Source organism: Microbacterium sp. ER1, from assembly GCF_023383675.1.
Lineage (GTDB): Bacteria > Actinomycetota > Actinomycetes > Actinomycetales > Microbacteriaceae > Microbacterium.
The window spans coordinates 114,650-131,656 of the sequence record NZ_QCXO01000133.1 but is presented as its reverse complement, the minus strand read 5'-3'; the positions used below and the strand labels follow the sequence as shown (position 1 = coordinate 131,656).

Annotated in this window: 18 protein-coding genes; 9 read left to right on the top strand and 9 right to left on the bottom strand. The window is 69.6% G+C overall.

The window, feature by feature from the left end:
* Positions 1-12: 12 nt before the first annotated feature.
* The 5 genes from BV453_RS08410 to BV453_RS08390 all read right to left on the bottom strand — a co-directional run bounded on the left by BV453_RS08410 (position 13) and on the right by BV453_RS08390 (position 6,601).
* Complete coding sequence (locus tag BV453_RS08410) at positions 13-1,296, bottom strand: ABC transporter permease (protein ID WP_082758340.1); 1,284 nt, start codon at positions 1,294-1,296, stop codon at positions 13-15.
* On the bottom strand, positions 1,296-2,603 hold the full coding sequence (locus BV453_RS08405; protein ID WP_085606038.1) for an ABC transporter permease: 1,308 nt from the start codon (positions 2,601-2,603) through the stop codon (positions 1,296-1,298). Before BV453_RS08405 ends, BV453_RS08410 begins: the two co-directional genes overlap by 1 nt.
* Positions 2,600-4,114, bottom strand: a complete 1,515-nt coding sequence (locus tag BV453_RS08400) for an ABC transporter ATP-binding protein (protein ID WP_025105661.1) — start codon at positions 4,112-4,114, stop codon at positions 2,600-2,602. The genes BV453_RS08405 and BV453_RS08400 overlap by 4 nt, the downstream gene beginning before the upstream one ends.
* A gap of 105 nt (positions 4,115-4,219) precedes the next feature.
* Positions 4,220-5,338 (bottom strand): BMP family protein, encoded by a 1,119-nt coding sequence (locus tag BV453_RS08395; RefSeq protein WP_025105660.1) that lies wholly within the window; start codon positions 5,336-5,338, stop codon positions 4,220-4,222.
* A 147-nt stretch (positions 5,339-5,485) separates the two neighbouring features.
* Positions 5,486-6,601 (bottom strand): mannose-1-phosphate guanylyltransferase, encoded by a 1,116-nt coding sequence (locus BV453_RS08390; RefSeq protein WP_025105659.1) that lies wholly within the window; start codon positions 6,599-6,601, stop codon positions 5,486-5,488.
* A 165-nt stretch (positions 6,602-6,766) separates the two neighbouring features.
* Between BV453_RS08390 and sdhC the strand changes: the two genes are divergently transcribed.
* The 6 genes from sdhC to BV453_RS08360 all read left to right on the top strand — a co-directional run bounded on the left by sdhC (position 6,767) and on the right by BV453_RS08360 (position 12,444).
* The gene (sdhC, locus tag BV453_RS08385; RefSeq protein ID WP_082758508.1) at positions 6,767-7,201 is read left to right on the top strand and encodes a succinate dehydrogenase, cytochrome b556 subunit; all 435 of its coding nucleotides are present in this window, start codon (positions 6,767-6,769) and stop codon (positions 7,199-7,201) included.
* Positions 7,201-7,641 carry a succinate dehydrogenase hydrophobic membrane anchor subunit gene (locus BV453_RS08380; RefSeq protein WP_149085820.1) on the top strand — a complete coding sequence of 147 codons (441 nt, stop codon included), beginning with the start codon at positions 7,201-7,203 and terminating at the stop codon, positions 7,639-7,641. The genes sdhC and BV453_RS08380 overlap by 1 nt, the downstream gene beginning before the upstream one ends.
* Before the next feature lie 19 nt (positions 7,642-7,660).
* Complete coding sequence (gene sdhA / locus BV453_RS08375) at positions 7,661-9,487, top strand: succinate dehydrogenase flavoprotein subunit (RefSeq protein WP_025105656.1); 1,827 nt, start codon at positions 7,661-7,663, stop codon at positions 9,485-9,487.
* Between the two features lie 2 nt (positions 9,488-9,489).
* Positions 9,490-10,257, top strand: coding sequence for a succinate dehydrogenase iron-sulfur subunit (locus BV453_RS08370; RefSeq protein WP_025105655.1), 768 nt, complete (start codon positions 9,490-9,492; stop codon positions 10,255-10,257).
* 132 nt (positions 10,258-10,389) lie between these two features.
* Complete coding sequence (locus BV453_RS08365) at positions 10,390-11,595, top strand: YihY/virulence factor BrkB family protein (RefSeq protein ID WP_249521358.1); 1,206 nt, start codon at positions 10,390-10,392, stop codon at positions 11,593-11,595.
* A gap of 9 nt (positions 11,596-11,604) precedes the next feature.
* Positions 11,605-12,444 (top strand): exodeoxyribonuclease III, encoded by an 840-nt coding sequence (locus BV453_RS08360; RefSeq protein WP_025105653.1) that lies wholly within the window; start codon positions 11,605-11,607, stop codon positions 12,442-12,444.
* Here BV453_RS08360 and BV453_RS08355 read toward each other — a convergent pair.
* Positions 12,438-13,103: a DUF4166 domain-containing protein gene (locus BV453_RS08355; RefSeq protein WP_231729471.1), complete on the bottom strand. Its 666-nt coding sequence runs from the start codon at positions 13,101-13,103 to the stop codon at positions 12,438-12,440. The two genes, BV453_RS08360 and BV453_RS08355, sit on opposite strands and share 7 nt — an antisense overlap.
* A gap of 62 nt (positions 13,104-13,165) precedes the next feature.
* On the opposite strand from BV453_RS08355, the gene trpS reads away from it, so the two are divergent.
* Together trpS and BV453_RS08345 are read left to right on the top strand one after the other, a co-directional pair.
* The gene (gene trpS, locus BV453_RS08350; protein ID WP_025105651.1) at positions 13,166-14,170 is read left to right on the top strand and encodes a tryptophan--tRNA ligase; all 1,005 of its coding nucleotides are present in this window, start codon (positions 13,166-13,168) and stop codon (positions 14,168-14,170) included.
* A gap of 26 nt (positions 14,171-14,196) precedes the next feature.
* Entirely contained in the window at positions 14,197-14,820 is a 624-nt protein-coding gene (locus BV453_RS08345) for a hypothetical protein (protein ID WP_249521357.1), read from the top strand.
* A 21-nt stretch (positions 14,821-14,841) separates the two neighbouring features.
* Here BV453_RS08345 and pth read toward each other — a convergent pair whose 3' ends face one another.
* Positions 14,842-15,423, bottom strand: a complete 582-nt coding sequence (gene pth, locus BV453_RS08340) for an aminoacyl-tRNA hydrolase (RefSeq protein WP_025105649.1) — start codon at positions 15,421-15,423, stop codon at positions 14,842-14,844.
* A 96-nt stretch (positions 15,424-15,519) separates the two neighbouring features.
* Positions 15,520-16,137: a 50S ribosomal protein L25/general stress protein Ctc gene (locus BV453_RS08335; protein WP_025105648.1), complete on the bottom strand. Its 618-nt coding sequence runs from the start codon at positions 16,135-16,137 to the stop codon at positions 15,520-15,522.
* A gap of 224 nt (positions 16,138-16,361) precedes the next feature.
* On the opposite strand from BV453_RS08335, the gene BV453_RS16605 reads away from it, so the two are divergent.
* Positions 16,362-16,487 carry a hypothetical protein gene (locus tag BV453_RS16605; RefSeq protein WP_255218687.1) on the top strand — a complete coding sequence of 42 codons (126 nt, stop codon included), beginning with the start codon at positions 16,362-16,364 and terminating at the stop codon, positions 16,485-16,487.
* On the opposite strand, the gene BV453_RS08330 is transcribed toward BV453_RS16605, so the two are convergent.
* Complete coding sequence (locus tag BV453_RS08330; RefSeq protein ID WP_025105647.1) at positions 16,472-16,996, bottom strand: gluconokinase; 525 nt, start codon at positions 16,994-16,996, stop codon at positions 16,472-16,474. The two genes, BV453_RS16605 and BV453_RS08330, sit on opposite strands and share 16 nt — an antisense overlap.
* Positions 16,997-17,007: the final 11 nt, after the last annotated feature.

Sequence of the window (17,007 nt, the reverse complement as noted above, 5' to 3'; positions counted from 1 at the left end):
TCCCTGCGGGTTCTACGACTTGATGTACGGCTTGCCGCTGGCGGCAGGACCCCGGATCTGTCCGGCGAACCCGGCGACCGCGAGCAGCGTGACCACGTACGGCAGCATGAGCATGAACTCGCCGGGGATCGGCGTCTTCAGGATCGAGAGCAGGTTCTGCAGGTTCGTCGCGAATCCGAAGAGCAGGGCGGCGAGCGTCGCGCGGATCGGGTCCCAGCGTCCGAAGATCACCGCGGCGAGGGCGATGAAGCCGAGCCCGGCCGTCATCTCCTTGCCGAACTGCGGGACCGAGACGAGGGTGAAGTACGCGCCGCCGATGCCGGCGATCGCGCCCGCGAGCAGCACGTTCCAGAACCGCGTCGGGTTGACCCGGATGCCGACCGTGTCGGCCGCCTGCGGGTGCTCGCCCACGGCGCGGAGGCGCAGGCCCCACTTGGTGCGGTACAGGCCCCACGCGACGACGGCCACGGTGATGAACATGAGGTACACGATGAAGGTCTGGTTGAAGAGCACCGGACCGATGATCGGGATGTCGCTCAGCACCGGGATCTCGATGCGGGAGAAGCGCACCGGGGTGTTCAGTTCGGCCTCGTTCGGGGCGAGGAGCGCGCCGTAGAGGAAGCCCGTGAGGCCGGTGACGAGGACGTTGAGGACGACACCGACGATGACCTGCTCGACGAGGTACTTGATCGCGAACGCCGCCAGCACGCTCGCGACGAGAACGCCGCCGATCATGGCGCCGATGAGGCCCACGAAGGCGTTGCCGGTGATGCTGGACAGGAGCGCCGCCGAGAACGCGCCGAGGAGCAGCTGCCCCTCGATGGCCACGTTGACGACACCGGCCCGCTCGCCGATGACACCGCCGAGCGCGCCGAACACGAGCGGCACCGACAGCGACACCGCACCGAAGAGGAGGCTCGTGACGGGGACCAGGCCCCCGGCCGCGGCCCAGACGAGGAACGCGAAGACGGCGAGCACGCCATAGGCGACGATGAGCCAGATCGACGGCGCACGGTACGTCCATGCCCGGAGGAAGGCCCCGACCGTGAGGACGACGAGCACGGCGAAGACCACCCAGAAGGTCGGCGCGGTGGGCAGCCCCACGTCGGGGAGCTCGAAGGCCGACGTGCGGTCCCCGAGGCGGAAGGTGCTGGTGCCGCTGCGCGGCACGGCGAGGAAGAGCACCGCCAGCAGCGCGGTGACGACCGCGAGGCTGATCGGCGCCTTGAGGTGGCGCTCCCGGACGGTGGCGAGCTGCACCGTGCCGTCGGCGGCTTCGGTCTGCACGAGCGACATCATGCCGTCACCGCCTTCTTCGCGGCCTTGGCTCTCGCCTTGGCCGCCTTCTCTGCGTCGGACTTGGGGAGGAAGAACACCGTGCGCAGCAGCGGCGGCGCGGCGATGAACAGCACGACGAGCGACTGCACGACGAGCACGATGTCGACGGGGATGTCCTGCGCCTGCATCGAGAACGAGCCCGCTTTGAGGGCACCGAACAGGATTCCGGCCGCGAAGGTCCCCCAGGCGCGGCTGCGCCCGAGGAGGGCGACCGTGATGGCGTCGAAGCCGATGCCGGCGTCGATGGTCTCGGTGACGCCGGTGGTGACGGCGCCCTGGAGCTGGTTCATCCCGGCGAGGCCGGCGAGGGCACCCGCGAAGAGCATCGCGTAGACGTAGACGCGCTTGACGCTGATGCCCGCGGCGCGAGCGGCGTGCGGGTTCTCCCCTACCGCGCGCATGCGCATGCCCAGCGAGGAGCGCTCGATGAGCCACCACACGAACACCGTCGCGATGACCACGATGACGAAGCCGAGGTCGAGCAGCGGGAACTGCGGGCCGAGCAGGGTCGGGAACTGCGCGCTCTCCGGCGTGGCCGAGCCGAGCGCCTGGTTGGTCCCCGGCTTCTGCAGGAGCCCGGGCGTGCGGATCATCCACAGCAGCAGGTAGTACGCGATGTAGTTGAGCATGATCGTGAGGATCACCTCGTGCGCGCCCGTGCGTGCCTTGATGAGACCGGCGATGCCGCCCCAGAGCGCCCCGCCGGCGATACCGGCCAGCAGCGTGACGGGGAGGTGGAACCAGATCGGCAGGTCGAGGTTGAAGGTCAGCAGGGCCGCGACCGCGACGCCGACGAGCATCTGACCGCGGGCGCCGATGTTGAACAGACCGACGCGGAAGGCGAGCGCGACGCCCAGACCGGCGGCGATCAGCGGAGCCGCGAAGCCCAGCGTGTTCGTCAACGGACGGATCTGGGCGGCGAAGTCGGCGCCGCGGGCGTTGAAGATCGCTCCCCGGAACAGCGCCTCGTAGCCGTTGTAGACCGCGTTCCAGGCCGCGACGAACGTGTCGCTCGGCTTGGCGAAGAAGTACCCGGAGGCCTTCTGCACGTCTTCGTTGGTGACGGCGATGAGGATGCCGCCGACGATGAGCGCGAGGACGATCGCCAGGATCGTCGTGACGGCGCTGCCGCGGAGGATCTCCTTGAGGACGACGTTGCCGCGCGGAGGCGGGGGTACCTCGTCCGCGAGGCCCGTGCTGGGCGGGAGCTGCTCCGGAGGCAGCCCCTTCGTGACGTCTCCTGCACCGGGTGTCGCGCCGCTCACGCGGTCACCTCCGCATCGGCCGCTCCGGCCATCATGAGTCCGAGTGTCTCCCGGGGCGTGTCACCGGGGACGATGCCGACGATGGTGCCGCGGTACATGACCGCGATCCGGTCGGCGAGGGCGGCGACCTCGTCGAGCTCGGTAGAGACGACGATCACGGGGATGCCCGCGTCCCGCGTCTCGATGATGCGCTTGTGGATGAACTCGATCGAGCCCACGTCCACCCCGCGGGTCGGCTGCGCCGCGACGAAGAGCCGCAGTTCGCGGCTCATCTCGCGGGCGATCACGACCTTCTGCTGGTTGCCTCCGGAGAGGGTGCCCGCGGGGGTGTCCGGGCCCTGCGTGCGGATGTCGTACTCCGCGATGCGCTCCTTCGCGAAGTCCTCCAGGGCCCCGCGGCGCAGCGTCCCGGCCCGGCTGAACGCGGGATCGTCTGAGCGGTCGAGGATGAGGTTCTCGGCGACCGAGAACCCGGCGACGAGGCCGTCCTCGGTGCGGTCCTCCGGCACGAACCCGACGCCGGCGTCGAGGATGCCGCGGACGCTCTTGCCCACGAGCTCGGTGCCGTCGAGGATGATGTTCCCCTCGACGCGTGCGGCGAGGCCCACGATGGCCTCGACGAGCTCGGTCTGGCCGTTGCCCTGCACACCGGCGACGGCGAGGACCTCGCCGGGTCGCACGGTGAAGTCGACGTCGTCGACGACGATGGCTCCAGTGGCGGTGAGCACGCGGAGGTTGCGGACCTCCAGGCCGCCCTCGCCCAGCCGCGGAGCCTCCTTGTGCACGGTCAGCTCGACCGCGCGGCCGACCATCAGCGAGGCCAGTTCGGCGTTGGTGGCGGTCGGCGAGGCCTCCCCCACCACCCGACCCAGCCGGACGATCGTGATGCGGTCGGCGACCTCGCGCACCTCGCGCAGCTTGTGCGTGATGAAGACGATCGCGGTGCCCTCGTCTCGGAGCTGGCGCATGATGGCCATGAGCTCGTCGGTCTCCTGCGGCGTCAGCACCGCGGTCGGCTCGTCGAAGACGAGGACCTTGGCGTCGCGGGACAGCGCCTTGATGATCTCGACGCGCTGCTGCACACCCACCGGCAGGTCGCCGACGACGGCGTCCGGATCGATGTCGAACCCGAACCGCGCGGCGACCGCGCGCACGTGCTCGCGGGCCTTCGCGATGTCCAGCGTGCCGAGGCCCTTGGTCTGCTCGTGCCCGAGCATGACGTTCTCGGCCACCGTGAACACCGGCACGAGCATGAAGTGCTGGTGCACCATGCCGATGCCGGCGGCCATCGCGTCGCCAGGGCCGCGGAAGTGCTGCACGACGTCGTCGAGGAGGATCTCGCCCTCGTCGGCCTGATACAGGCCGTAGAGCACGTTCATCAGCGTCGACTTGCCTGCGCCGTTCTCGCCGAGGAGAGCGTGGATCTGACCGGGTTCGACCACGAGATCGATGTGGTCGTTCGCCACGAGGCTGCCGAATCGCTTGGTGATGCCGCGAAGTTCGAGCTTCATATCTGCACCTTATCCAGAAGAGTCACCGAGGAGAATCGTCGCCGCCCACAGTGCGGGGCGAGTGGCAGCCTGCGCCACTCGCCCCGTGCTGGGTACGGCTCCGACTCAGCGGGTGGGAGAGTTCTCGGACTCCACCGTGATGTCACCGGAGATGATCTGCTCCTGCAGAGCGGACAGCTCGTCCGTCAGGCCCTCGGGCAGGTCTGCCTCGAAGTCGCCGAAGCCGGAGAGCTTGACGCCCTCGTTCTCGAGCGTGCCGATGTAGGGCTCCGGGTCGAACTCGCCGGCGGCGGCCGCGAGCGTCGCGTCGCGGACGGCCACGTCGATGGCCTTCATGATCGAGACGAGCGTGATGTCGGCGACGCTGGGGTCAGCGACGGCGAGGTCGCTGTCGACACCGAGCATCAGCGTGTCCTTGCCGCTGTCGTTGATCGCCGCTGCGGCGCTCTGGTAGACCGGGCCGCCGACGGGGAGGATGACGTCGACACCCTGGTCGAGCACGCCCTGGGCGGTCTGCTTGGCCGTGTCGTTGGCGTCGAAGCCACCCGTGAAGGAGCCCTTCTGGGTCTCGGCGTCCCAGCCGAAGACCTGGACGTCGGCCGACTTGTCCTCGTTGTACTTCTCGACGCCGAGCTGGTAGCCGTCCATGAAGACCGCGACCGACGGGATCTGCATGCCGCCGAAGGTGCCGACCTTGTTCACGCCGGCCTCCGCGGACCAGGCGGCCGCCGCGTAGCCACCGAGGTAGGCGGCCTGGGCGGTGTCGAAGACGAGGGGCTTGATGTTCGGCGCGTCGGTGGTGCCGTCGAAGTCGTTGTCGGCCCAGTCGTCGATGATCGCGTAGTCGATGTCGGGGTTCGCGAGCGCGGACTCGACCGTGGCGGCGGACAGCTTGAAGCCGACCGAGACGATGAGCGAGCAGCCCTCGGAGACGGCGGTCTCGAGGTTCGGCGCGTAGTCGTTGTCGTTCGCGGACTCGAACTCCAGCGGCTTGATGCCGAGCTCGTCGGCGGCGCTGTCCATGCCCTCCTTGGCCGACTGGTTGAACGACTTGTCGTTCCAGCCGCCGGCGTCGGAGATGAGGCAGGGCTTGAAGTCGGAGTCGACGGGGGCGGATCCGCCCTCGGACTCGTCGGTCGGCGCCTGACCGCAGCCGGCAAGAGCGAAGACGACACCGGCGGCGACCGTCGCGCCGAGCAGCTTCTTGGTGGTGGAGATGGTCACGGATGCCTCCCTCAACGAACCCGCGGCCATCGCGGATCGATCAAAGTTACCTAGTGTTTCGACGTTCGTGCACGTCGGCCCCGGGCGGCCGGGCCAATGGTTACAAAGCTGAAATCAACCCTGCCGATGAGCACGGACCGATGCTCATCAGAGCACGTCGCCCTGTCCGTTGAGTTTCAACGACTCCACCACGCCCTTCACCCGCTGCGCGTTCTCGACCGTCGTGACCAGGAGCGCGTCGGGGGTGTCGACCACGACGATGTCCTGCACGCCGACGAGGCTGATCACGCGGCTGGTCTGGCTGACGAGGATGCCGCTGGCCGCGTCGGTGAGCACCCGGGCGCGGGGTCCGAGGACGGCGAGGTCGTTCTTGCGGCCGTTCGTGATGAGCTTCGTCAGTGACGCGAAGTCCCCCACGTCATCCCAGTCGAAGTGCCCGGGGACCACGGCGAGGCGCCCGCGCCGCGCCGCCGGCTCCGCGACGGCGTAGTCGATCGCGATCTTCTTCAGCCGCGGCCAGATGCGGTCGACGGCGGGCCCGCGGAGCTCCCGGTCGTCCCAGGCCTCGGCGAGCTCGAGCAGACCGGCGTGCAGAGCGGGCTCGTTGGCCGCGAGCTCGTCCAGCAGGACGCTCGCCTTCGCGATGAACATGCCCGCGTTCCACAGGTAGGTGCGCTCGGCGAGGTAGGCCTTGGCAGTCTCCAGATCCGGCTTCTCGACGAAGCTCTCGACGAGGGCCGCCTCCCTGGCGCGCTCGACGACCAGCTCCGGCCCCTTCTTGATGTAGCCGAAGCCGACCGCCGGCTCGGTCGGCGCGATGCCGATCGTGCAGATGTAGCCCTCCCTCGCGACCTCGACGGCGTCGCGGACGGCGAACTCGAAGACCCGCGTGCCCCGGATGACGTGGTCGGCGCTGAACGAGCCGATGATGACGTCCGGGTTGCGCCGGTGCAGCACGGCCGCCGCCAGCCCGATCGCCGCCGCGGACTCGCGGGGCTCGGACTCCAGGAAGACGTTGAGGTCGGCGATCCCCGGCAGCTCCGCCTCGACCGCCGCCCGGTGCGCGCGCCCGGTGACCACCGCGATCCGGTCCGGACCGGCGAGCGGCTCCAGACGGTCCCACGTGTCGCGCAGCAGCGAATGCCCGGACCCGGTGAGATCGTGCAGGAACTTCGGGGCGTCCGCCCGGGACAGCGGCCACAGCCGACTGCCGATGCCGCCGGCAGGGATGACCGCGTAGAAGTCTTCGATCGGCTCGCTCATGCAGGCCAGCGTAGCGGCGGGCCCGACTTAGGCTCCCCTTCGTCGCCCGGGGCGTCCGCGCGGGAATAGGATGGACACCGATCGGGCGTGCCTGACCCTCCTCCAGGCCAGATGTGGACGAAGCAGCGCACGCGACCGAAACACATCGATCCAGGGAGGACGACCGTGTCCACAAGCGCTCGCTTGACACCGTCGATTTCGGAAACCACGTCCAAGACCCCCCGCGGCACCCTCTACCGGGGTCGCGAAGGCATGTGGTCGTGGGTGCTTCACCGCATCACCGGAGTCGCCATCTTCTTCTTCCTGTTGGTGCACGTGCTCGACACGGCGCTGATCAGGGTGTCGCCGGAGGCGTACGACGCGGTCATCGGCACATACAAGAACCCGGTCATGGCGATCGGCGAGGTCGTCCTCGTGGCGGGCATCGTCTTCCACGCCATGAACGGCCTGCGCATCATCGCCGTCGACTTCTGGTCGAAGGGCGCCAAGTATCAGCGCCAGCTCTTCTGGGGCGTGCTGCTCGTGTGGGGCATCATCATGGCCGGCTTCGTCCCGCGCCACCTGATGCTCGCGTTCGCCGGCTTCGGAGGAGGACACTGATGAGCGCCCAGACCGTCGCCGCCCCCGCCCGTCGCCAGCGCGGGATCAACCTCGAGAAGTGGGGCTGGGTCTTCATGCGCGTCTCGGGCGTCGTGCTCGTCGTGCTGATCTTCGGCCACCTCTTCGTCAACCTCATGGTCGGCGAGGGCATCCACGCCCTCGACTTCGCCTTCATCGCCGGCAAGTTCGCCACCCCGTTCTGGCAGTGGTGGGACGTGCTGATGCTCTGGCTCGCACTCATCCACGGTGCCAACGGCATGCGGACGATCGTGAACGACTACGTGACCAACCCCACCGCGCGCAAGGCGCTCGTCTGGGCCCTCGGCCTGGCCGCGGGCCTGCTCATCCTCCTCGGCACCCTGGTCGTCTTCACGTTCGACCCGTGCCTGGGTGTGACCGAGTCGAGCACGCTGTGGGAGACCTGCCAGGCGCAGGGCTAGAAGAAGAGGCAAACGAGAAGTGACTACCCAGACGCAGGATTCCGTCGTCCGTGACGGCGTGCACTACCACCAGTTCGACATCGTCATCGTGGGCGCCGGCGGCGCCGGCATGCGGGCGGCCATCGAGGCCGGCCCCGGCGCGAAGACGGCCGTGATCTCCAAGCTGTACCCGACGCGCTCGCACACCGGTGCCGCGCAGGGCGGTATGGCGGCGGCCCTCGCGAACGTCGAGGAGGACTCCTGGGAGTGGCACACCTTCGACACCGTGAAGGGCGGCGACTACCTCGTCGACCAGGACGCGGCGGAGATCCTCGCGAAGGAGGCCATCGACGCGGTCATCGACCTCGAGAACATGGGCCTCCCCTTCAACCGCACCCCCGAGGGCAAGATCGACCAGCGCCGCTTCGGCGGCCACACGGCCGAGCACGGCAAGACCCCGGTCCGCCGCGCCTGCTACGCCGCCGACCGCACCGGCCACATGATCCTGCAGACGCTGTTCCAGAACTGCGTCAAGCTCGGCATCAACTTCTTCAACGAGTTCTACGTGCTCGACCTCATCACCGTGAAGGACGCGGCGGGCGCGACGCAGATCGCCGGCGTGGTGGCCTACGACCTCGCCACGGGCGAGCTGCACGTCTTCCAGTCCAAGGCCGTGATCTTCGCGACCGGCGGCTTCGGCAAGATCTTCAAGACGACCTCCAACGCGCACACCCTCACGGGCGACGGCGTCGGCATCGTGTGGCGCAAGGGCCTGCCTCTCGAGGACCTCGAGTTCTTCCAGTTCCACCCGACCGGCCTCGCCGGCCTCGGCATCCTCCTCACCGAGGGCGCCCGCGGCGAGGGTGCGATCCTGCGCAACGCCTCGGGTGAGCGCTTCATGGAGCGGTACGCCCCGACGATCAAGGACCTGGCGCCCCGAGACATCGTCGCGCGCTGCATGGTCCAGGAGGTCGCGGAGGGACGCGGCGCCGGTCCTCACAAAGACTACGTACTGCTGGACTGCACGCACCTGGGCGCCGAGGTGCTGGAGACCAAGCTCCCCGACATCACCGAGTTCGCCCGCACCTACCTGGGCGTCGACCCGGTCGTCGAGCCGGTCCCCGTCATGCCGACCGCGCACTACGCCATGGGCGGCATCCCCACCAACAACAACGGCGAGGTGCTCGCGGACAACGACACCGTCGTCCCCGGCCTGTATGCGGCCGGCGAGTGCGCCTGCGTCTCGGTGCACGGCGCCAACCGCCTCGGCACGAACTCGCTGCTCGACATCAACGTGTTCGGCAAGCGGTCCGGCCGCAACGCCGTCGAGTACGTCAAGACGGCCGAGTTCGTCCCGCTGCCGGAGAACCCCGCCGGGTTCGTCTCCGACATGCTCGAGGGCCTGCGCAACAACCAGGGCACCGAGCGGATCGCGGTCCTCCGCAAGACGCTGCAGGACGAGATGGACAAGGGCGCGCAGGTGTTCCGCACGCACGAGTCGCTGCAGCACGTCCTCGGCGTGATCGCGGAGCTCCGTGAGCGCTACAAGAACGTGCACGTCGACGACAAGGGCCACCGGTTCAACACCGACCTGCTCGAGGCCGTCGAACTGGGCTTCCTGCTCGACATCGCCGAGGTCGTCGTCTACGCCGCACAGAACCGCGAGGAGAGCCGCGGCGGACACATGCGCGACGACTTCCCGAAGCGTGACGACGAGAACTACATGAAGCACACCATGGCGTACCTCACGGGCGACCCGCACTCCTCCGACCCGAGCGACCACATCAAGCTCGACTGGAAGCCGGTCGTCTTCACCAAGAACGACAAGGGCGAGTTGAACTACCCGCCGATGGAGAGGAAGTACTGAGCATGTCGAACGCCATCGCCGAAGCGCCGGCCGAGACGACCGAAGACACCGGGATCCAGTCCTTCATCGTCACCTTCAACATCCGCCGGTTCGACCCCGAGGTCGACGCCGAGCCGCACTGGGTCGACTACGACGTGGAGCTCTACTCCACCGACCGCGTGCTCGACGCCCTGCACAAGATCAAGTGGGAGGTCGACGGCTCGCTGACCTTCCGCCGCTCCTGCGCCCACGGCATCTGCGGTTCCGACGCCATGCGCATCAACGGCCGCAACCGCCTGGCCTGCAAGACGCTGATCAAGGACCTCGACATCTCGAAGCCGATCTACGTCGAGGCCATCAAGGGCCTGCCGCTGGAGAAGGACCTCGTCGTCGACATGGAGCCGTTCTTCGCGTCGTACCGCGAGGTGCAGCCGTTCCTCGTCGCGAACTCCGTGCCGGAGAAGGGCAAGGAGCGCACCCAGTCCATCGCCGACCGCGAGATCTTCGACGACACCACCAAGTGCATCCTCTGCGCCGCGTGCACCTCGTCGTGCCCCGTGTTCTGGACCGACGGCCAGTACTTCGGTCCGGCCGCGATCGTCAACGCGCACCGCTTCATCTTCGACTCGCGCGACGACAACGCCGCGGTGCGTCTCGACATCCTCAACGACAAGGAGGGCGTCTGGCGCTGCCGCACGACCTTCAACTGCTCCGAGGCGTGCCCCCGCGGCATCGAGGTCACCAAGGCCATCGCCGAGGTCAAGCAGGCAGTCCTCCGCGGGCGTCCCTGACGCGCCGGCACAGGCAACCACGCGAGAACAGGCGGTCCCGGACGGGGCCGCCTGTTCTCGCGTCTGCGCCTGTTCTCGCTGAGGCAGGCCGGGCGCGCGAAGGCGGGTCCCGCGCTTGGGTAGGGTGGGGGCGTGTCCGAGCCCGGTTCGGCGACCGACGGTCGCCTCGATGCCGCGGTCGAGCGCGCGACCGCGCTGACCCGGCGCACCCTCGGCCTCTTCCCGGTGCGGGTGTGGCGGCACTTCCTGCAGCACAACGGCTTCCTGCTCGCCGCCGGGGTGAGCTATCAGGCGCTGTTCGCCATCTTCGCCGCGATCTACCTCGCGTTCGCCATCGCGGGCCTCTGGCTCGGCGGCAGTGAGGAGGCGGTGAACGGCCTCATCGACATCATCAACAACTACATCCCGAACCTCATCCTCGACGAGGGCGGCGTCTTCACTCCCGCGCAGGTGCAGGAGATCGCCTCGAACACCAGCGGATTCCTCGGCATCACCGGTCTCATCGCCCTCGGCACGGTGATCTGGACCGCGATCGGGTGGGTGACCTTCTCGCGGCGGGCCGTGCGCGACATCTTCGGCCTCGAGCCCGACCGCCGCAGCTACCTCCTCCTCAAGGCGCGCGACCTGCTCGCCGCCCTAATCTTCGGCGTCGCGCTCATCGTCGGCTCTGCCCTCAGCTCCGCCAGCGCCGCGGTCCTCAGCTGGGTGCTGTCGCTGCTGGGCTGGGATGCCGGCTCCGACGGAGTCAACATCAGCATCCGGATCGGCACCGTCCTGGTGTCGTTCGTCCTGCTGACGGGAGCGCTGGCGGCGATGGTGCGCTTCCTCACCGGCACCTCGCTGCACTGGGGCACGATCTGGCCGGGAGCCCTCCTCGGCGGCGCGGCCATGACGGTGCTGCAGTTCGGGGTCGGGTTCCTGCTGAGCTACACGCCGTCGAACCCGCTGCTGGCGACCTTCGCGATCTTCGTCGGACTGCTGCTGTGGTTCCGGGTGAACGGGGTGGTCATGCTCGTCGCCGCCTCGTGGATCGCCGTCGCCGCCCAGGACCGCGACCTCCCGCTCCTGCTGCCGACGGAGGCCGAGCGGCGGGTGGCGGAGCACGCCACGCTGCTCTCCGCGGCACGGATCCGACTGCGCGACGCCCGCGCCGCGCGCGACGGGGCCCCGTGGTACCGGAGCTGGGCGGCCGGACACGCCGTCCGCGCGGCGGAGGACGAGGTCGCGCGACTGGAGGCCTCCGCTCCCCCGCCCGCGCCTCCGACCTCCCCTCTCGCGCAGCGCCTGCTCTCCGAGCTCGATCACCGTCAGAACCGCGATGTCGGCGGTGCTCGTTAGGCTGGAGGAATGCCTCACCTGCGTATCGCCTCGGTCAATGTCAACGGGATCCGGGCGGCCGCCCGCAACGGGATGAGCACGTGGCTGGACGCCGCAGACATCGACATCCTCACCCTTCAGGAGGTGCGCGGGCAGGACGAGCACATCGAGGCCGCCCTCCCCGGCTGGACCTTCGTGCACGACGAGGCCACGGCCAAGGGGCGCGCGGGCGTCGCGATCGCCAGCCGCCTCCCCGCGCTCGCCTCCCGGGCGGACTTCGGCCCGGAGGACTTCGACTCCAAGGGGCGCTGGATCGAGGCCGACTTCCTGATCGGCGACCGTCCGCTCACCGTCGTCAGCGCCTACGTGCACTCCGGCGAGGCCGACACCCCCAAGCAGGACGAGAAGTGGAAGTTCCTCGACGCGTTCGAGGCTCGACTGGCGAGCCTGAACACCGACGGCGCCCTCGCCCTCGTCACCGGCGACCTCAACGTGGGGCACCGCGAGCTCGACATCAAGAACTGGCGCGGCAACCGCACCAAGGCCGGCTTCCTGCCGCGCGAGCGCGCCTACTTCGATCGCTTCCTCGGTGAGGCCGGGACATCGGTCACCGGCGTCGACGGCTCGGTCGGCACGGGCCTGGGCTGGGTCGACGTCGGACGTCGCTTCCACGGCGAGGTGGACGGGCCGTACACCTGGTGGTCCATGCGCGGGAAGGCCTTCGACAACGACTCGGGATGGCGCATCGACTACCACCTGGCCACGCCCGCTCTCGCCGAGCGCGTGCAGGCGTACCACGTGGCCCGTGCGGCCGCGTACGACCAGCGCTGGAGCGACCACGCGCCGGTCGTCGTCGACTACACCTACTGACCCGGTTCCGGCCGCTCGGAGGGCGACGGATCCGACTCCCGGTACCATCCGCGGTACTCCAGCACGGTGCCGAGCACGGGGTTCACGGCGCGCATGTCGATCGTGCGCCGGCGGTGCTCGGCGTCCCAGCCGTCGACGAGGTCCACGCGCACGCCGAGCGGTCCGGGCAGAGCGAACCGCCGCCCGAACAGCCGCAAGGCGACCCGGACGGTACGCATCCGCAGGAAGCCCTCCGCCGTCACACTGCACTCCTCGATGAGCTCCACGCGGCCACGGGCGCCGAGGAGATTCCGCACCAGCCCCGGCCGCACGCTCACCGTCAGCCGGTCCACGATCCGTGCCGTCCGACCGGGGAAGAGGAACTCGCGGGTGGAGTCGAGCGTCGCGCGGCCCGTCGCCGCGCGCCCGGTCGTCGTGCGCAGCACGAACGGCACGTCCCGCCCCGACGTCGGCACCAGCAGCCCCGGTCCCACGATCGGACGAGCGAGGGCCGCCCAGCGGCCGAACCGGCTCCCCGCGACCGCGAACACGCCCTCCGCGTGCCCCGCCGAGACGGGAGCACGGTACTGCGCGAGGATCTCCGGGTGGAGGCGCTCCGCCTCCGTGCCCAGGGCGTCGAGGAACACCTGTCCGCGTCTCAGGGGCATGCCGTCCGTCATGACGTCAGCGTAGGGGATCCGACGGCGCCGGGCACCGCGGCGCGGGCGCATAGGATTGACGGGTGAACAAGCCTCGCCTCTACTCCGGAATGCAGCCCTCCGCCGACTCCCTCCAGATCGGCAACTACATCGGCGCGCTCCTGCAGTGGCGGGAGCTCCAGACCTCGTATGACGCGTTCTTCTCCGTCGTCGACCTGCACGCCCTCACGGTCGCCCAGAACCCGGCCGAGCTGCGCGAGAAGACCCGCCGGACCGCCGCGCAGTACATCGCCGCGGGCATCGAGCCGTCGCAGTCGACGCTGTACGTGCAGTCGCACGTCCGTGCGCACGCCGAGCTCGCCTGGATCCTCAGCACGATCACCGGCTTCGGCGAGGCCGGACGCATGACCCAGTTCAAGGACAAGTCGGCCCGCTACGGCGCTGATGCGACCAGCGTCGGCCTCTTCACCTACCCGGTACTCATGGCCGCCGACATCCTGCTGTACCAGACCGATGTCGTGCCGGTCGGAGACGACCAGAAGCAGCACGTCGAGCTCACCCGCGACCTCGCGGAGCGCTTCAACTCGCGGTTCGGCGAGACCTTCACGGTGCCCGTCCCGGTCATCCAGAAGGAGACGGCGCGCATCTACGACCTGCAGAACCCGACGGCCAAGATGTCGAAGTCGGCCGAGAGCGACGCCGGTGTGCTGTGGATGCTCGACGACCCGGCGAAGTCGGCGAAGAAGATCATGCGCGCGGTGACCGACAACGAGGGCACCGTGCGGTTCGATCGCGAGGCCAAGCCGGGCGTCTCGAACCTGCTCACCATCTACGCCGCGCTGACCGGACGCCAGATCCCCGCGATCGAGGACGAGTACGCGGGCCGCGGATACGGCGACTTCAAGAAGGGCCTCGCCGAGGTCGTCGTGGAGGAGTTCGCTCCGGTGCGCAGCCGTGCCCTCGAGCTCCTCGACGACCCGGCGGAGCTGGACCGGATCCTCGCCGAGAACGCCGCCCGCGCCGACGCCGTGGCCGATCGCACGCTGTCCGACGTGTACGACCGCGTCGGACTGCTGCGCCGGGTGTGAGCCGCGGCCGAGCCTAGGATGACATCGTGACCGACCCGCAGCTTCCCCTTCCGCCCGGCGCCGTGCCGCCCCTTCCCTCGGTCCCGCAGGAGCCGGTATCCGGTGCGGTCCCGCCGCCCGCGTATCCGTCGACACCGCCGGCCGCTCCGGCACCGTACCCGCCCGCGTATCCGCCGGCACCCCCTGCCGCGCCTCCCGGCGCGTATCAGGTGCCTGTGGGCGGCTACGCGGCACCGTCCGGCTCGTACACCGCACCGGATGCCGCGCCGAAGCCCTCGGGGTTCCTCGGCCTGATCGCTCTCGGCCTCTCGATCCTCGCGGCCGTCGTCATGCCGATCATCGGCGGCGTCAGCGCCTTCGAGGTCGGCCGCCGCATCCCGCAGGGCGTCAGCGGCTCCACGAGCGATCTCGGGTTCCTGTCCCCCGCGCGGGACCAGGTGCTGTGGACGGAGCTGTCCTTCTGGGCCGGCACGGTGTTCGGCATCGCCGCGATCGTACTCGGCATCATCGCGATCCGCCGGAAGCGGGGGCGCGGAGCGGGCATCGCCGCGCTCATCGTCGCCGTCCTCGGCGCGATCATCTTCTTCGTCGCCGTCTTCACCGCTTTCGCCGTCGGCGGGGCGGCGGAGTACGCCACCTTCACCACCTGACGCGCCGCGCGCGCCGGAACCTCAGCGGGGGGCGTGGTGCTTCTGCTGTGCGGCGAGCAGTCCTTCGTCGACGAGGAGCTCGACGGCGTCGGCCGCGTCGCCCACGAGCAGGGGCAGGTTCGCGCGCTCGTCCTTGCCGAACGGGGAGAGCACCCAGTCGGCCGGGTCCTGACGCCCCACCGGGCGACCGATGCCCACGCGCACCCGGGGGAAGTCCGGGCTCGTGAGCGCTCGCGCGATGTCGCGGACGCCGTTGTGCCCGCCGTGGCCTCCCCCGGTCTTGAGCTTGACCGTGTCGAACGGGATGTCCAGCTCGTCGTGCACGACGACCACGTGATCGAGGGGGACGGAGTAGAACCGGGCGAGCGCCGCGACGGGCGTGCCCGAGACGTTCATGAACGTGTTCGGCTTCGCGAGCACGAGCTTGTCGGCGCCGGGGCGGAGCCAGGTCTCCACGACCCGCGCGCCCCCCTTGTGCTCCCGGAAGCTCTCGCCGCGGCGGGCTGCGAGCTCGTCGACGACCATCTGGCCGATGTTGTGGCGGGTCGCCTCATAGCGGGGTCCGGGGTTGCCGAGACCGACCACGAGCCAGGTCGCTGCCATTCCTCGTCCTCTCTCGCCGGAGCCGTCGCCCCGGTCAGGATACGACGGAGGGGACGCGATCCGATCGCGTCCCCTCCGTGATGAAGCAGGCGGAGATCACTCCGCGGCGGCCTCCTCGGACGCCTCGGCGGCACCCTCGGCGGACTCGCCCTCGGTCTCCTCGTCCTCGACCGGAGCGGCCGGGACGGAGATGGCGACCACGAGGACCTCGGCGTCGGTGAGGAGCGTCGAGCCCTTCGGGAGGGTGACGTCGGCGGCGGTGATGTGCGCGCCCTCCTCGAGACCCTCGACCGAGACCTCGATGTTCTCGGGGATGTGCGTGGCCTCGGCCTCGACCTGGATGGTCGTGGCGTCGAGGTTGACGATGGTGCCGGGGGCCGGCTCGCCGGTCACGACGACGGGGACGTCGATGGCGACCTTCTCGCCCTTCTTCACGACCAGGAGGTCGATGTGCTCGATGATCTGGTGCACCGGGTCCTTCTGCACGTCCTTGACGAGGGCGAGCTGCGAGGTGCCCTCGATGTCGAGGTCGAGCAGCGCGTTGGCGCGGCGGATGATCAGGGAGACCTGGTGACCCGGCAGCGCGACGTGCACGGGCTCGGTGCCGTGGCCGTAGATGACCGCGGGGATCTTGCCGGCGGCGCGCAGACGACGGGCGAAGCCCTTGCCGAAGCTGCTGCGCAGCTCGGCGTGGACCGTGGTGTCTTCAGACATGAGGTTCTCCTTCGGGCACGCAGCGAAGGCGCCGCGCGGTGGTCTTGGAATTGTGGACTCGAACGCGGACGCGTGAGGAAAGCCACCGGGCTTGCTTCGCCGCGTCGATCACGGACGTCCGCGCACGCGCAGAAGCGTCCCTCGCCGAGGTACGACTCCATGGTACCGGATGACCCGATAGGCTGAGGACACCGGTCCCCTCTGCAGAAATTCGGAGTACCTCCATGCTCGACGCCGCGTTCCTCTCTCACGTCCTCCTCTGGGTGATCGGCGCCATGTCGCTGTGCGCCGCCGTCGCGACCGGCGCCGCCCTGTTCTCCCTCGGCCGCTCGGGCTACCGCAAGGACTGAGCGTCCCCCGGCGCTCTCGTGATCGCGATGAGCGCCTTCCGGATCGCCGCCACCTCGCGCCTCAGCGGAAGCGCGGCATCGACGCGGAGCCCGACCTCGTCGTCCCGCAGCGGTTCCCACTCGTCGAGCTGGGAACCGAGCAGCGAGGCCGGCATGAAGTGATCGGGCCGATCGCCCAGCCGTCGTGCGAGCGTCTCCCGTGCCACGCCGAGCTCGACGAAGACGGCGTCCGGTGCCTCCGCCCTGATGGCATCCCGGTAGTGCCGGCGCAGCGCCGAACAGGCGACGACGATGCGCGTCTCGGCGGCGAGCGTCCGTCCGACCACGCGGAGCCACGGCATCCGGTCGTCGTCGTCGAGAGGGATGCCCGCCGCCATCTTCTCGACGTTGGTGAGCGGATGCAGGTCGTCCCCGTCCACGAAGCGCGCCCCGAGCTCCTCGGCCAGCGCCGCGCCCACCGTCGACTTCCCGGAGCCGCTGGGCCCCATCACGACGATGCGCACGCTCATGCCCGTCGCCT

Excerpts from the sequence above, each read along its gene's own strand:
- BV453_RS08410 (WP_082758340.1), bottom strand. The coding sequence starts at position 1,296 with ATGTCGCTCGTGCAGACCGAAGCCGCCGACGGCACGGTGCAGCTCGCC.
- BV453_RS08400 (WP_025105661.1), bottom strand. The coding sequence starts at position 4,114 with ATGAAGCTCGAACTTCGCGGCATCACCAAGCGATTCGGCAGCCTCGTG.
- BV453_RS08390 (WP_025105659.1), bottom strand. The coding sequence starts at position 6,601 with ATGAGCGAGCCGATCGAAGACTTCTACGCGGTCATCCCTGCCGGCGGC.
- BV453_RS08380 (WP_149085820.1), top strand. The coding sequence starts at position 7,201 with ATGAGCGCCCAGACCGTCGCCGCCCCCGCCCGTCGCCAGCGCGGGATC.
- BV453_RS08370 (WP_025105655.1), top strand. The coding sequence starts at position 9,490 with ATGTCGAACGCCATCGCCGAAGCGCCGGCCGAGACGACCGAAGACACC.
- BV453_RS08360 (WP_025105653.1), top strand. The coding sequence starts at position 11,605 with ATGCCTCACCTGCGTATCGCCTCGGTCAATGTCAACGGGATCCGGGCG.
- BV453_RS08355 (WP_231729471.1), bottom strand. The coding sequence starts at position 13,103 with ATGACGGACGGCATGCCCCTGAGACGCGGACAGGTGTTCCTCGACGCC.
- pth (WP_025105649.1), bottom strand. The coding sequence starts at position 15,423 with ATGGCAGCGACCTGGCTCGTGGTCGGTCTCGGCAACCCCGGACCCCGC.
- BV453_RS08335 (WP_025105648.1), bottom strand. The coding sequence starts at position 16,137 with ATGTCTGAAGACACCACGGTCCACGCCGAGCTGCGCAGCAGCTTCGGC.
- BV453_RS16605 (WP_255218687.1), top strand. The coding sequence starts at position 16,362 with ATGCTCGACGCCGCGTTCCTCTCTCACGTCCTCCTCTGGGTGATCGGC.
- BV453_RS08330 (WP_025105647.1), bottom strand. The coding sequence starts at position 16,996 with ATGAGCGTGCGCATCGTCGTGATGGGGCCCAGCGGCTCCGGGAAGTCG.